A 14,882-nucleotide genomic window follows, 5' to 3' on the forward strand; every position below is an offset into this window, starting at 1 on the left:
CCATGAAGCAGGTCTTCGGGCCCCTGCGCCTCGGTATCATCGTGGCGTTTCTGGTCCTCGTGCTGGATCAGGCGAGCAAGACGGCGGTGCTCCATTGGTCGGACAATTGGACCGAGCCGACCAAGCAGATCCTGCCTTTCCTCGATTTCGTCTATCTCTGGAACACCGGCATCAGCTACGGCCTGTTCCCCCAGGGCGAGACGGGGCGGTGGGTCCTGTTCGCCATCAAGGTGGCGGCGAGCATCCTGTTCGCCGTCTGGCTCGCCCGCTCCAACAGGCGGCTGGAGGCCATCGCCCTTGGCCTGCTCATCGGCGGCGCGCTGGGCAATGCAGTGGACCGCCTGGTCTACGGGGCGGTGTTCGACTTCGTCTCGCTGCACGCCTTCGGCTTCAATTGGTACGTGTTCAACATCGCCGATGTGGCCGTCGTTGTGGGCGTCGTCCTGCTCCTTTATGATGCCCTCTTTGTGCGCGCCTCAAAAACGCCGCCCTCGGACGTCAGCCCTAAAGGCTGAGATGGTTCCGGGCGGAGCGCGGCTCCGAGGGGAAAAGCCCATGCGGACGATGATGAAACGGCCCCATATGCTGGGCCGACGGCTCCTGGCGGTGCTTCCGGCCGCCGGTCTTGGTGTAGTCCTGGCGGGAAGCCTCGCCCTCACGCCGGCCCGCGCCGCCGAAGACGGCGACATGCTGCGCGGCGTGATGGGGGCACTGGGCCTCATCGGCGACGACAAGCCGCCTATCCAGTATCGCGAGCGCGCACCTTTGGTGGTGCCGCCCTCCGGCGTTGCGGCGACCGCCCTGCCGCCGCCGAAGGAGAGCGCCGCCGTCACCAACCCCAACTGGCCCAAAGACCCGGATGTGCTGCGCGCGCGCGCCGCCAATGCCGAGGACAAGACGCCCGTGGGCCTCAACAGCATCGATGAGCGCGGCCGGGCGCTGCTGCCGTCGCAGCTCAACAATGTGAAGCATAAGCCCACGGCCAGCGTGGCCAATGGCGCGCCGGTGGGCGCCGACAGGCCCGCCCGCGACGAACTGATGCCGAGCGAGCTGGGCTTCACCGGCTGGTTCAAGGGCCTCAATGGCGCGTTCACCCCGGACAAGCCCATCGCCTTCAACGGCGAACCGACCCGCGAGAGCCTGGTCGAGCCGCCTCCGGGCTACCAGACCCCGGCGCCCAACGCCCCCTATGGCGTGGTCGAAAAGAAGGAAGAAGGCTTCAAGTTCCCGAACTTCTTCGACATGCAGAACACGAAGAACTGACGGGCGCCCGCCCGCTTTTTCGTGTTCCCTCTGGGCCTGCAGTCCATGCATCGCCCCTGGAAACCTGATCGTGAAAATGAGACGCCTCGCCATGGCCGCCATCATCGCCGGTACCGCCGCTTCGGCCGCCCTCTCCGATGCGCGCGCCGCCGGCCCGCAGGTGAGCCAGTTCGAGCTTTCTAACGGCCTGAAGGTGATGGTGATCCCCGATCACCGCACCCCCGTCGTCACCCACATGGTCTGGTATCAGGTGGGCTCGGCGGACGAGCAGCCGGGCAAGTCCGGCATCGCCCACTTCCTTGAGCATTTGATGTTCAAGGGCACGGAGAACACCCCGCCGGGCAAGTTCTCGGCCGACGTGGCGCGCCTGGGCGGCCAGGAAAACGCCTTCACTTCGTACGATTACACCTCCTATTACCAGCGTGTCGCCAAGGAGCACCTGGAGAAGGTGATGGCCTTCGAGTCCGACCGCATGACCGGCCTCAAGCTCACCGACGAGGTGGTGCTGCCGGAGCGCGACGTGGTGCTGGAAGAGCGCCGCATGCGCACCGACAACGACCCCGGCGCGCGCCTCTCCGAGGCGCTCCAGGCGGCCACCTACGTCAACCACCCCTACCAGCACCCCATCATCGGCTGGGAGCACGAGATCAAGCAGCTCAACCGGGAGGATGCGCTCGCCTTCTACCGGCGTTTCTATGCTCCCAACAATGCCGTGCTCGTGGTGGCCGGCGACGTGGAGCCGGACCAGGTCAAGGCGCTCGCCGAGAAGACCTACGGCAAGGTCGCCCGCGCCGACACCCCGCCGCGCAACCGCCCGCAGGAGCCCGAGCCCCAGGCGCATCGCCGGGTGTCTCTGGTGGATCCGCGTGTCGCCCAGCCGAGCGTGCAGCGTTCCTATCTCGTGCCGTCCTACCGGACCGGCAAGGGCGATGAGGCGGAAGCGCTGGACCTTGCTGCGCAGATCCTCGGCGGCGGCCAGACCGGCCGGCTCTATCGTTCGCTCGTGGTGGACAAGGGCCTCGCGGCCGGCGCCGGCGCCTGGTATCAGGGCACGTCGTATGACGCGACCCGCTTCGGCGTCTCCGCCTCCCCCCGCCCCGGCATCACGCTGGAGCAGCTGGAAGCAGCCATGGACGAGGTGGTGGCGAAGCTCGCCACTGACGGCCCCGACGAGCTGGAACTGGCCCGCGCCAAGACCCGCCTCACCGCCGACGCCATCTATGCCCGCGACAACCAGGCGACCCTTGCCCGCATCTATGGCGCCGCCTGGGCCACCGGCGTCTCGGTGAAGGACGTCAATGAGTGGCCGGACCGGGTGAAGGCCGTGACCGCCGAAGATGTGAAGGAGGCGGCCAAGCGCTACCTCACCCTCAACCGGGCGGTGACCGGCTATCTCTCGCCGCCGTCCATCCCGGTGACGCCCGCAAAGGCGGAAACCCGGGAGAACCGTTCGTGACGGCGCGCGCCGTCCCCGCCCGCCTCTTCGGGCACATCCTTCTGTTGGTGATCATGGCCCTTTCCCTCGTTTCCCCCGTCGCGGCCCAGTCGCAGACGACCCGCATCACGCGCGTCATGAGCCCCGGCGGCATCGAGGCGTGGCTGGTGCACGACACCACGCTGCCGCTCATCGCCATGGAATTCGCCTTTGTCGGCGGCGCGGCGCAGGACCCCAAGGACAAGCCCGGCGTCGCCAGCCTCACCGCCTCGCTGCTGGATGAGGGCGCAGGCGATCTCGACGCCGCCGCCTTCCAGCGCGCGGTGGCCGACAAGGCCATGGAAATCTCGTTCGACGCCAATCGCGACGACCTGCGCGGCTCGCTGCGCACCCTCTCCGAGAACAAGGATGCGGCCTTCGACCTGCTGCGCCTCGCGGTGACCCAACCGCGCTTTGATGAAGAGGCGGTGGAGCGCATCCGCGCCGCCCAGCTCGCCTCGCTGCGCCGCCGCTCCACGGACCCGAACAGCCTTGCCAACGAGCGCTGGTTCGCCCTCGCCTTCCCGGACCATCCCTATGGCCGCCCGGTGGACGGCACGCTCGCCAGCGTTCCCACCATCGCGCGCGCCGATCTTGCCGCCTTCACCAAGCACAATCTCGCCCGCAGCAACCTGAAGGTGGCGGTGGTGGGCGATATCAGCCCCGAGGATCTTGGCCGCGCGCTCGACCGGGTGTTCGGCACCCTGCCCGCCAAGGCCGACCTCGCCCCCGTGGCCGATGTTGCTCCCAAGGGCATCGGCACGGTGGACGTGATCCCGCTGGAAGTGCCCCAGTCCGTGGTGCTCATGGGCACTGGCGGCGTTCAGCGCAAGGATAACGACTTCATCCCCGCTTACGTGCTGAACCACATTCTCGGCGGCAGCGCCTTTTCCTCGCGCCTCTTCAAGGAAGTGCGCGAGGCGCGCGGGCTCGCCTATTCGGTCTATTCCTACCAGGTGGCCCTGGACCATGTGGGCCTGTGGTTCGCCGGCACGGCCACCAAGAACGAGCGGGCGGGGGAATCCATCCGCATCATCGGCGAGGAATTCCGCAAGATCCTCAATGACGGCCCCGCCCAGGCGGAACTGGACGAGGCGAAGAGCTATCTGACTGGCAGCTATGCGCTGCGCTTCGACACCTCCTCGAAGGTTGCAGGCCAGCTGCTGCAGATCCAGATCGACGATCTTGGCATCGATTATATCGACCGCCGCAACGCGCTGATCGAGGCCGTGACCCTCGACGATCTCAAGCGCGTGGCGAAACGTCTCACGGACGCGACGAACGCCTTGATCGTGGTGGTCGGCCGTCCCCACGGCCTCTCCGGGGGCTGATCCCCCTTAACCATGCGCGCGGATAGTCGGCGGCAAGGCGGCTCCGCGCCTGCATCTGCCGTTAACACTCTGTTATACAACCCACCCGGTGACCCCGGATTTGGAGCTATGCCATGCCTGTGCCGTTTGCTGCATCCTCGCTCTATCGCGTGCTGGCGCCAGCCGCGCTGGCGATGATGCTTGCCGGCTGCGGCGGCAATTCCCAGGGCCTGTTCGGCGCCCCCGGCACGGATGTGGACCCGGCCCTCGGCGGCCAGCGCATTTCCGACCAGGCCGTGGCCGGCGTAGGCGGGCCCTCGATTGCCGGCCCGGCGCCCCTGACAGTGGGCTCGGGGCCGGATGCCATCGAATTCTCCTGCCCCATGGTGGACGTACGCTCCGGCGCGTCCGCCTGGCAGGTGCCGGCGCCGGGCGGCGGCCTGCGCCATCAGGCGTCCATCGGCAATCTTGCCCGTGAATGCGCCATCGTCGACCGCACCATGACCATGAAGATCGGCATCGAGGGCCGTGTGCTTCTGGGTGACAAGGGCGCGCCGGGCGCCGTGAACGTGCCAATCCGCGTGGCGATTATCCAGGAAGGCCCGAACCCTAAGACCATCCTCACCAAGTTCTTCACCGTCCCGGTGAACATCCCGGCGGACCAGAGCCAGATCAACTTCTCGGTGGTGGAGGACACCATCTCCTTCCCGCTGACGACGCCCGCCGAGATCGAAAAATACATCGTCTATGTGGGCTTCGACCCGAAGGGCACGCCCGAGACCCGGCCGCGCACCGCGCCCGCACGCCCGCGCCCGGCTGCGAGCACTGCAGCTCCCGCCGCTGCTGCGCCCGTGCCGGCTGCGCCCGCGGCCAGCGCACCGGCCGCAGCCCCTGCGCCGGCCGCTGCGCCCAGCGCCTCGTCTTCCGGAAGCTTCGGCCCGCCGCCGCCCAGCAGCGGCTCGTTCGGCGCACCGCCGGCCGCCGGCACGTTCGGCCCGCCGCCCTCCACCTTCGGCCCGCCGCCGGCGCAGTGAGGCGTCTCACCTCTCCCCGCTCGTCCCCTCTCCCGCTTGCGGGGGAGGGTTAGGGAGGGGGAAATGGTGAAGGAATGGCGAGAGCGATCTTTGTCGTGAGGCTTCGCCCCCTCCCCAGCCCTCCCCCGCAAGCGGGAGAGGGGGCCGACAGCACGTGCCTCGCGGATCTCTCCCCAAATCCCACATCCCCCCGCGTTGACGCCACGGCCTGATCTTCTATGCTCCGGCGCGATGGTGGTTCGCCGCCATCGATCGGACGATCCCTGCGGGAGAGACCGGCTGTCCCGAAGCCCCACGGCTGCGGGATGAGGCCGGCGCCGAAGGCGCAACCGCCCCGGAACCGCTCAGGCAAAAGGGCCGCAGGGGGACGAGCCTCTGGAAAGAAGCCGCAAATATGGATGCGGCTCACCGAAGGAGTAATCCGCACCCGTTCCACCGGGGCGGTGAAATCTCTCAGGTTCCGGTGACAGAGGGGGCGCCACCCGGGCTGAAAGGCCCGGCAGCATTGGCGCGACCCCGGCGGACACCGAATGACCGAATCATCCACCCCTTTGTTGCGCACCCCGCTTCATGCGGCCCATGCCGTTCTCGGCGCGCGCCTCGTGCCCTTCGCGGGCTACGAGATGCCGGTGCAATATGCCGACGGCATCCTCGCCGAGCACATTTGGACCCGCACCCATGCGGGCCTGTTCGATGTCTCGCACATGGGACAGGCGCTGCTGATCGGCCCGAACCACGAGGCCACCGCGCGGGCGCTGGAAGCCCTCATCCCCGCCGACATCCTCAACCTGAAGCACGGCCAGCAGCGCTATTCGCAGCTGCTCGCCGATGACGGCGGCATCCTCGACGATCTGATGGTCACCCGCCCGCTCGACCCGGAGCTGGACGGCACCCTCGTCCTGGTGGTGAACGCCGCCGGCAAGAACGAGGACTATGCCCACATCGCCGCCCGCCTGCCCTCCGGCGTGCGCCTGGAGCGGCGGGATGACCTCGCCCTCATCGCCCTCCAGGGGCCGGAAGCGGCGGAGGTGATGGCGCGCCACTCGCCGGAGGCGGCGGCGCTGGCCTTCATGCACGCGACCCCCACCACCTTCGACGGCGTGCCCTGCCACATCTCCCGCTCCGGCTATACCGGGGAGGACGGCTATGAAATCTCGGTCGAGAACGAGGATGTGGAGAAGGTGTGGAGCCATCTCCTCGCCGAGCGCGAGGTGAAGCCCATCGGCCTCGGCGCCCGCGACAGCCTGCGCCTGGAGGCGGGGCTCTGCCTCTACGGCCACGACATCGACCCCACCACCTCGCCCATCGAGGCCGCGCTCGCCTGGTCGATCCAGAAGCGCCGGCGCGCGGAGGGCGGCTTTCCCGGCGCGGCGCGCATCACGCGCGAGCTGGCGGACGGCACGGCGCGCACCCGCATCGGCCTGCGCCTGGAAGGCCGCGCCCCGGCGCGGGAAGGCGCGGAGATTTCCAAGGACGGGCAGATCGTGGGCATCGTCACCTCTGGCGGCTTCGCGCCGACCCGGGGCGAGCCCATCGCCATGGGCTATGTGCCGCCCGCGCTTTCCGCGCCCGGCACGGCCCTCCACATCATCGTGCGCGGCAAGCCACTGCCCGCAACCGTCGTTCAAATGCCGTTCGTGGCCCAGCGCTACGCTCGCAAGACCTGACAAGAGGGGACGAGGACCATGAGCGAGACCCGCTATTCCAAGGATCATGAATATGTCCGCGTCGAGGGCGACGTGGCCGTCATCGGCATCTCCGATTATGCCCAGAGCCAGCTCGGCGACGTGGTCTATGTGGAGCTGCCCGAGATCGGCACCAAGGTGGCCCAGGGCAAGGAAGCCGCGGTGGTGGAGAGCGTGAAGGCCGCAAGCGAGGTCTTCGCCCCCATCTCCGGCGAGGTGGTGGAGGTGAATGGCGCCCTGGAAGCCACCCCGGCCACGGTCAACGACGACCCGGAAGGTAAGGGCTGGTTCATCAAGCTGAAGATCTCCGATCCCAAGGAGTTGGACGGTCTCATGTCCGCCGACGCCTACGACGCCTTCCTCGAAACCCTGGGGTGATGCCATGGGCCACGATTATCGCGTGACCGTGCGCTGGGAGCGGGGCGACGCCGTCTTCACCGACGGACGCTACAGCCGCGCCCATGTCTGGGCGTTCGACGGCATCGAGATCCCCGGCTCCTCCGCGCCGGGCAGCGTGCGCGTGCCGCTCTCCCGCGAGGATGCGGTGGACCCCGAGGAGGCGCTGACCGCCTCGGCCTCCAGCTGCCACATGCTGTTCTTCCTGGATTTCGCCCGCCGCGCCGGCCTCACGGTTGACCGCTACGAGGATGCGGCGGTGGCCGAGATGGGGCCGAACGAGGCCGGAAAGCTCTATGTGACGCGGGTGACGCTCAACCCGGACGTCACCTTCTCCGGCGCCAAGGCGCCCACCCCTGAAGAATTCGCGCAGCTGCACCACCGCGCCCACGAGGAATGCTACATCGCCAATTCCCTGCGTGGCGAAGTGGTGGTGCAGCCGACCTTTTCCGTCATCTAGCGATCGGGAACGCATCATGCGCTACCTGCCCCTCACCCCCGACGACCGCGTGGAGATGCTTGCCCGCATCGGCACGGCCTCGGTGGACGATCTGTTCGCCGACATCCCTAAGGACAAGCGCCTCACAGCCCTGCCCGATTTGCCGCTCCGCAAAGGCGAGCTGGACGTGGAGCGCACCCTCGCGCGCCTTGCCGCGCGCAACGTGCCGGCGGGCTCGGTGCCGTTCTTCGTGGGCGCGGGGGCCTATCGCCACCATGTGCCGGCGAGCGTGGACCATCTGATCCAGCGCTCGGAATTCCTCACCTCCTACACGCCCTACCAGCCCGAGATCGCCCAGGGCACGCTGCAATATCTGTTCGAGTTCCAGACCCAGGTGGCGGAATTGACCGGCATGGAGGTGGCGAACGCCTCCATGTATGACGGCTCCACCGCCGCCGCCGAAGGCGTGCTCATGGCGCACCGCCTCACCAAGCGCGACAAGGCGGTGCTGGCGGGCAACCTCCACCCCCATTATCGCGAGACCATTGCCACCGTCTGCGCCCATGCGAACCAGCCGCTGGTGGTCCTGCCCCCCGCGCCCGGCGGGGACGACGACGTGCTCTCGTCCATCGACGAGACGGTCTCGTGCGTTGTGGTGCAGACGCCTGATGTGTTCGGCCATCTGGTGGATCTCAAGCCCATCGCCGAGAAGGCCCATGCCGCCGGCGCGCTGCTTGTGGCGGTGTTCACGGAGGCGGTCTCGCTCGGGCTCATAGAGCCGCCGGGCGCGCAGGGCGCGGACATCGTGGTGGGCGAGGGCCAGTCCATCGGCAATGCGCTGAATTTCGGCGGGCCCTATGTGGGCCTGTTCGCGACGCGCCAGAAGTTCGTGCGGCAGATGCCGGGGCGGCTGGCCGGCGAGACGCTGGATGCGGAGGGCCGGCGCGGCTTCGTGCTCACCCTTTCCACCCGCGAGCAGCACATCCGCCGCGAGAAGGCGACCTCCAACATCTGCACCAATTCGGGCCTGTGCGCGCTGGCCTTCACCATCCACCTCTCGCTGCTCGGCGAAGCGGGCCTGACGCGGCTTGCCCGCATCAACCACGCCGCCGCCTGCGACCTCGCCGACAGGCTGGCGGCGCTGGACGGGGTGAGCATGCTGAATGAGAGCTTCTTCAACGAATTCACCATCCGCGTGAAGGGCGATGCGGCTGAAGTGATCGAGAGGCTGGCGGAGAAAGGCATCCTCGGCGGCGTCCCCTATTCCCGCCTCGCGCCCAAGGCCGGGCTCGACGACCTGATCCTGGTAGCGGCCACCGAGACCACGACCGCGGACGATCGCGCCGCCTATGCGGCTGCGCTGAAGGAGGTGCTGGCATGAACCGCGAAGGACGTGGCGCGACAGCGCCCATGGAGGCCGCCTCCACCGCCCCCATCACCTTCACCGGCAACAAGGCGCTGGACCTGGAGGAGGGCCTGCTGTTCGAGATCGGCCGCACGGACGTGACCGGCGTCGATCTCGACGAGCCCGAAGCCTTCTCTCCCCGCCTCGGCGGGCTCCAGCGCACGGCGCCCCTCGGCCTGCCCGGCCTCTCCGAGCCGGAGGCCATGCGCCATTATGTGCGGCTCTCGCGCATGAATTACGGGATCGACAGCGGCCTATTCCCGCTCGGCTCCTGCACCATGAAGCACAATCCGCGCCTCAATGAGCGCATGGCGCGGCTCTCCGGCTTTGCCGACCTCCATCCGCTCCAGCCTGTTTCCACGGCCCAGGGCGCGCTTAGCGTCATCTCCGAGCTGTGCCGCTATCTCATGGTCCTCACCGGCATGCAGGCTGTGGCCTTCACCCCCAAGGCCGGTGCCCATGGCGAATTGTGCGGGATGATGGCCATCAAGGCCGCGCTCGCCGCGCGGGGCGAAAAGCGGCACATCGTGCTGGTGCCCGAGAGCGCCCACGGCACCAACCCCGCCACCGCCGCCTTGCTGGGCTATGAGGTGAAATCCATCCCCGCCCGCCCGGACGGCACGGTGGACCCGGAGAGCGTGAAGGCCGCGCTCTCAACCGACGTCGCCGCCCTCATGCTCACCAATCCCAACACCTGCGGCCTGTTCGAGCGGGATGTGGTGGCCATCGCCGAGGCGGTGCATGCGGTGGGCGCCTATTTCTATGCGGACGGTGCCAACTTCAACGCCATCCTTGGGAAGGTGCGCATCGGCGATCTCGGCGTGGATGCCATGCACATCAACCTGCACAAGACCTTCTCGACGCCCCATGGCGGCGGCGGGCCGGGCGCGGGGCCGGTGGTGCTCTCGGAGGCCCTCGCCCCCTTCGCGCCGGTGCCGGCGGTGGTCGCAGACGGGTCCGGCCTGCGCTTTATCGAAGAGGCGGGGGCGGAAGGTGCAGAGCAGGCGCTCGGCCGCATGTGCGCGTTCCACGGCCAGATGGGCATGTTCGTACGGGCGCTCTCCTGGATGCTCTCCCACGGCGCGGACGGCATGCGCCAGGCCTCCGAGGACGCGGTGCTCTCCGCGAACTATGTGCGCGCGTGCCTGATGGACGTCATGAGCGCGCCCTTCGCCGAGCGCCCCGCCATGCACGAGGCGCTGTTCGACGATGCGTGGCTGGACGGTACCGGCCTCTCCACCCTCGACATCGCGAAGGCGCTGATCGACGAGGGCTACCACCCCATGACGGTCTATTTCCCGCTGGTGGTGCACGGCGCCATGCTGATCGAGCCCACGGAGAGCGAAAGCAAAGCCTCCCTCGATCTGTTCATTGCCGCCCTGCGCGATCTCGCCATGGCGGCGAAGGCAGGGGACAAGGACCGCTTCCTGGGCGCACCCTATTACGCGCCCCGCCGGCGGCTGGACGAAACGCGGGCGGCGCGTATGCCCGTGCTGCGCTGGACGAAGCCGGTGGCGCTGCCGCGGGCGGCGGAATAGAGCCGCTACTTTTTGGCCCTGCCCCGGCCCAGGCGCAGGGGCAGGGCCACCACCAGAAGCCCGAGGACGATCAGCCCCATGCCCGCAAGCCGCAGTGGGGGAAAGCGCTCGCCCAGGATCAGTGCCGCCGAGAGCGCCCCGGACAAGGGCACCATGAGGGAGAACGGGGCCACCGTGCTCGCCGGATAGAGCTTCAGCAGATGGCCCCAGATGCCGTAGCCCACGAAGGTGGCGGCGATGGTGAGAAAGAAGATCGCGCCGATCCCCGCCCAGGTGGGATGGAGAAGCGCATACGAGACGGCCGGCCAGCCTTCCACACCCAGCGACAAAGCGAGGGCCGGCAGCGGCGGCACGAGGCTCAGCCACGCCACCAGAGCGAACATGTCCGAGCGCGGCGCCCGCCTTATCAGCACATTGCCCCACGCCCAGCTCACCGCCCCCGCCAGGGTGAAGACGAGGCCGAGCACGGTCATGTCCCCGCCCACGCTCGCCCCGATGAGGAAAAGCCCGGCGAACGCCACCGCGACGCCCGATATCTGCCGGACGGAGGGGCGCTCCCCCAGCACGGCGGCGGCGATGAGGATGGTGAAGAAGGCCTGGGACTGGAGCGTCAGCGAGGCGAGGCCCGGCGGCATGCCGTTGGCCATGGCGGTGAACAGGAAGGCGAACTGGCCGAGGAACCAGGTGGCGCCGATCCACACCAGCTGGCGCACCGGCATCTTGGGCCGCGGCACGAACGCCGCCGGAATGGCTGCCAGCGCGAAGCGCAAGGCGGTGAGCAGCAGCGGCGGATAATGGTCGAGCCCGAACCGCATGACGACGAAATTGAAGCCCCAGATGGCCGCGACGAGCACGGCGAGGGCGATGTGGCGGGGCGTCATGGGGAATCCGAACGCTACAGGCGAGAAAATCTCAAGGCCGCCATCTAGGCTCGCGTGCGCCAAAGCACAAACAATTCACGGTGAAGCCACCCATCGCCTTCTCTTATGCCGCTCTGGCCGGATGGGAATCTCTTGCCACTGCTGGCGCGCTGGTCCTGAGGTCCGGCCCGACAATCCCACACGCCTCCGTTCCAAGCCCAGGGAAGATGGAGGCCTCGCAACCTCGCCGCTCTCCAAGCTGCGGCTATGCAATTTCTGGCCTCAGCATTCCCTTAGGTAAATAAATTACGTGACCTTACGTTAGTATAGGCGTTTTTATCTGCTTTTCCCCAAAGCATTTCCATGATCCGTGGCGTATTGGCCGGAAGATTTATTGACTCGCACCGCAAAGGGATCAGCAATGACCCTCACGGGAGCCGAGCGCCTCAAGAACCCGTCTCCCGAAAACAAAAAGAACATCAGGGAGTCGTCCATGTGGAGCCAGGTCTACGACCCATTCGGAAGCTCGATCCTCTCGACCCTCGTCGCGGCCATTCCGGTGGTCACGCTTCTCGTGCTCATCGCCAGCGGTAAGGTGCCCGCGCACATCGCCGCCGTCATCGCGCTCATCGCCGCCATCGCCGTCTCGGTCCTCGTCTTCACCATGCCCACCGACCTCGCCTTGCGGGCGACGTTCCTCGGCGTGATCACCGGCTTCTTCCCCATCGGCTGGATCATCCTCAACGTCATCTTCCTCTACCGGCTGACGGTGGAGAAAGGCTGGTTCGAGATCCTCCAGCAATCCATCGGCGGCATCACCCAGGACCGCCGGCTGCAATTGCTGCTCATCGCCTTCTCCTTCGGCGCCTTCTTCGAGGGAGCCTCGGGCTTCGGCACGCCCGTCGCTGTCACCGGCGCACTCCTCATCGGCCTCGGCTTCTCACCGCTGGCCGCGTCCGGCCTCTCGCTCATCGCCAATACCGCGCCGGTGGCCTATGGCGCGCTCGGCACGCCTATCCAGGGCCTCGCCTCGGTGACGGGGCTCGATCCCTATCTGCTCGGCGCCATGGTGGGCCGGCAATTGCCCTTCTTCTCGCTCATCGTGCCGTTCTGGCTCATCTGGGTGTTTGCGGGGCGGCGCGGCATGCTCCAGATCTGGCCGGCCATCCTCGTCACCGGCGTCTCCTTCGCCGTGCCGCAATATCTCATCTCCAACTTCATCAATCCCTGGATCGTGGATATCGGCGCCTCGCTCATCTCCATGGGCTGTCTCGTCGCCTTCCTGAAGGTGTGGCAGCCGAAGGAAGTGTGGCTCTCGCCCAAGCTGCGCACCCACGACACCAGCGCCGACACCATGCCCCCGCCCCCGCCGCCGCGCGCCAAGGCGAGCAATGAGGAGGTGTTCTGGGCCTGGACGCCCTGGATCATCCTCTCGGCGGTGGTGTTCATCTGGGGCACCGGCTGGTTCAAGGCGCTGGTGAACCCCATCTTCACCATCAACTGGCCCATCGCCGGCCTCCACAACATGATCCAGAAGGTGCCCCCGGTGGTGGCGAAGCCCGCCACGGAGGGCGCCGTCTTCGCCTTCACCTACCTGTCCTTCACCGGCACGGGCATCCTGATCGCCGCCGTCCTCGCGGCCATCGTCATGCGCTTCTCGCCGCTGCGCCTCATCACGGCGTATCTTCAGACGCTGTGGGTGCTGCGCTATTCGCTCATCACCATCGCGGCCATGCTCGCCATCGGCACCCTGACCCGCTTCTCGGGTCTCGATGCGACGCTGGGGCTCGCCTTCGCCCATGCCGGGGTGCTCTATCCCTTCTTCGGCACGCTGCTGGGCTGGCTGGGCGTCGCGCTGACGGGGTCGGACACCGCCTCCAACGTGCTGTTTGGCGGATTGCAGAAGATCACGTCCGAGCAACTGGGCCTCAGCCCCATCCTCATGGGCGCCGCCAACTCCTCCGGCGGCGTCATGGGCAAGATGATCGACGCGCAGTCCATCGTGGTGGCCTCCACCGCCACCAACTGGTTCGGCCATGAAGGCACGATCCTGCGCTTCGTGTTCTGGCACTCCATCGCGCTGGCCTGTCTGGTCGGCGTGCTGGTGATGCTCCAGGCCTATGTCTGGCCGTTCACCGCCATGGTCATCCACTGAGCAGACATTTACCCCGCCATCGCGAGATGGCGGGGACTTTCGCACGCCCTCAGTCCGCTCCCGGCTCCGCCCTGGGAAGCGGGATGGTGGAGGGCTGAGGGATCGGCACGGAATAATATTTCCGGTTGGCGATCGACCCCGTTTCGAACGGGCCGACGCTCCGGGACGCTGCTCCCGGCGCGTAGGACATGGGGCCGGGCGGGCGCAGCACGTTGGGCTGGGGCACCGCCCCCGGCGGTAGCAATACTGGCTGGTGCGCATCGCCTGGCGGCGGATAGGCGCGCTGCGGCGCGCCATAGGACGGCGCCGGCCCGTATTGCGGGTTCTGCGCGTAAGGCGGCTGCGGCATGCGGGGGTGCTGCACCTGAGGCTGCTGCATCTGGGGCTGCGGCGTATCCGGCTGGTCGTCCTCCTGCTCCGGCGGGTGGGGCAGGATGTCGAGGGGGGCGCCGGCGGGCGCATTGGCCGGCATGGAGGGCGCGGGCTCGGGGCGCGACAGCGGCGGCGGGCCGGAGGGCGGGGCGATCATGGGCGCGCCATAGGGCGGCCCGGGCTGGCGCGCCATCAGAACCGGCGGCGCCATGGGCTTGGGCTCCGGCTTGCAGATGGTCCGCCCCTTGGCGTGGCGCATCAGGTCCACATGGATGTGGTCGTAATGATAGATGTTGGAGCCCGGCGCCAGGATGGTGGTGAACACGTCGCATGCGCCCGCCTGCACCTGGAGCAGGAAGCCGCGCGCCTCCTGGGGGCCCTTCCAATTGTCCTTCACCGTCAGCGTGCGGCCGTCGGCGAAGGTGAAGGCGCCCACATCCAGCGCATTGCCGAAGGCGTGCTCGGAAATCTTTGCTGAGGGGTCACCGTTCATGCCGCGGCACGAATAGGAGGACATCTGCTTGATGCCCACCACCGGTTGGCCCATCCAGGCCATGGCGGCGGGCTGCACCACCTGGTCCATCCACACATTCAGGTTGCGGATCATCGGGCAGGCGAGGGTCGCCGCAGGCTTCACCTCGATGGCGCCGTCCTCAAGGGCGGCGACCTTGAAGGGATGCTCCATGCCGCAGACGCCGCGATTGATGGCGCTCACGGGCTCCACATAGGCGGAGACCGTCACGCCCTTCTCGGCGATGCACCTCTCCTCTGCCTCGGCGCGCCAGGGCTCCCGTCGGTCGAACATATCGAAACGACAGCCCGACAGGAGCCCCACGCAGACGAGCGGGGCTACGAAATACCTGAATACTCCGCGCGTCATGGGGGCACCATGCACGGGCGGTCGTTGAGATCGGGTTAAGAGCGCGGAGGCGTCCCCACTGCCCCTCCCGG

General features: G+C 67.8%; 13 protein-coding genes and 2 riboswitches. Of the genes, 11 read left to right on the top strand and 2 right to left on the bottom strand.

The window, feature by feature from the left end:
- Positions 1-2 precede the first annotated feature (2 nt).
- The 10 genes from lspA (at position 3) to gcvPB (ending at position 10,544) form a co-directional block, all read left to right on the top strand.
- Positions 3-515, top strand: a complete 513-nt coding sequence (gene lspA, locus ABLE91_RS07850; protein ID WP_348930126.1) for a signal peptidase II — start codon at positions 3-5, stop codon at positions 513-515.
- Between the two features lie 52 nt (positions 516-567).
- Positions 568-1,263: a hypothetical protein gene (locus ABLE91_RS07855; protein ID WP_348930128.1), complete on the top strand. Its 696-nt coding sequence runs from the start codon at positions 568-570 to the stop codon at positions 1,261-1,263.
- Between the two features lie 76 nt (positions 1,264-1,339).
- On the top strand, positions 1,340-2,719 hold the full coding sequence (locus ABLE91_RS07860) for a M16 family metallopeptidase (RefSeq protein WP_348930597.1): 1,380 nt from the start codon (positions 1,340-1,342) through the stop codon (positions 2,717-2,719).
- Positions 2,716-4,068, top strand: a complete 1,353-nt coding sequence (locus ABLE91_RS07865) for a M16 family metallopeptidase (RefSeq protein WP_348930130.1) — start codon at positions 2,716-2,718, stop codon at positions 4,066-4,068. Before ABLE91_RS07860 ends, ABLE91_RS07865 begins: the two co-directional genes overlap by 4 nt.
- A gap of 113 nt (positions 4,069-4,181) precedes the next feature.
- On the top strand, positions 4,182-5,081 hold the full coding sequence (locus ABLE91_RS07870) for a hypothetical protein (RefSeq protein WP_348930131.1): 900 nt from the start codon (positions 4,182-4,184) through the stop codon (positions 5,079-5,081).
- 256 nt (positions 5,082-5,337) lie between these two features.
- A riboswitch (glycine riboswitch) is annotated at positions 5,338-5,451 on the top strand.
- Between the two features lie 2 nt (positions 5,452-5,453).
- A riboswitch (glycine riboswitch) is annotated at positions 5,454-5,554 on the top strand.
- A 57-nt stretch (positions 5,555-5,611) separates the two neighbouring features.
- On the top strand, positions 5,612-6,748 hold the full coding sequence (gene gcvT / locus ABLE91_RS07875) for a glycine cleavage system aminomethyltransferase GcvT (RefSeq protein ID WP_348930133.1): 1,137 nt from the start codon (positions 5,612-5,614) through the stop codon (positions 6,746-6,748).
- Positions 6,749-6,766: 18 nt separating this feature from the next.
- Positions 6,767-7,144, top strand: a complete 378-nt coding sequence (gene gcvH / locus ABLE91_RS07880) for a glycine cleavage system protein GcvH (protein WP_348930135.1) — start codon at positions 6,767-6,769, stop codon at positions 7,142-7,144.
- Between the two features lie 4 nt (positions 7,145-7,148).
- Complete coding sequence (locus tag ABLE91_RS07885; RefSeq protein WP_348930136.1) at positions 7,149-7,622, top strand: OsmC family protein; 474 nt, start codon at positions 7,149-7,151, stop codon at positions 7,620-7,622.
- A gap of 16 nt (positions 7,623-7,638) precedes the next feature.
- Complete coding sequence (gcvPA, locus tag ABLE91_RS07890; protein ID WP_348930138.1) at positions 7,639-8,982, top strand: aminomethyl-transferring glycine dehydrogenase subunit GcvPA; 1,344 nt, start codon at positions 7,639-7,641, stop codon at positions 8,980-8,982.
- The gene (gene gcvPB, locus ABLE91_RS07895; protein WP_348930139.1) at positions 8,979-10,544 is read left to right on the top strand and encodes an aminomethyl-transferring glycine dehydrogenase subunit GcvPB; all 1,566 of its coding nucleotides are present in this window, start codon (positions 8,979-8,981) and stop codon (positions 10,542-10,544) included. Before gcvPA ends, gcvPB begins: the two co-directional genes overlap by 4 nt.
- Positions 10,545-10,549: 5 nt before the next feature.
- On the opposite strand, the gene ABLE91_RS07900 is transcribed toward gcvPB, so the two are convergent.
- Positions 10,550-11,425 (bottom strand): EamA family transporter, encoded by an 876-nt coding sequence (locus ABLE91_RS07900; RefSeq protein WP_348930141.1) that lies wholly within the window; start codon positions 11,423-11,425, stop codon positions 10,550-10,552.
- Positions 11,426-11,897: 472 nt separating this feature from the next.
- Here ABLE91_RS07900 and ABLE91_RS07905 point away from each other — a divergent pair, with 472 nt between their 5' ends.
- On the top strand, positions 11,898-13,559 hold the full coding sequence (locus ABLE91_RS07905; RefSeq protein WP_348930143.1) for an L-lactate permease: 1,662 nt from the start codon (positions 11,898-11,900) through the stop codon (positions 13,557-13,559).
- A gap of 49 nt (positions 13,560-13,608) precedes the next feature.
- Here the strand turns inward: ABLE91_RS07905 and ABLE91_RS07910 are convergent, their stop codons facing one another.
- Positions 13,609-14,736: an extensin-like domain-containing protein gene (locus ABLE91_RS07910; RefSeq protein WP_348930144.1), complete on the bottom strand. Its 1,128-nt coding sequence runs from the start codon at positions 14,734-14,736 to the stop codon at positions 13,609-13,611.
- Positions 14,737-14,882: the final 146 nt, after the last annotated feature.

Source organism: Aquabacter albus (assembly GCF_040049275.1).
Classification (GTDB): Bacteria; Pseudomonadota; Alphaproteobacteria; order Rhizobiales; family Xanthobacteraceae; genus Aquabacter.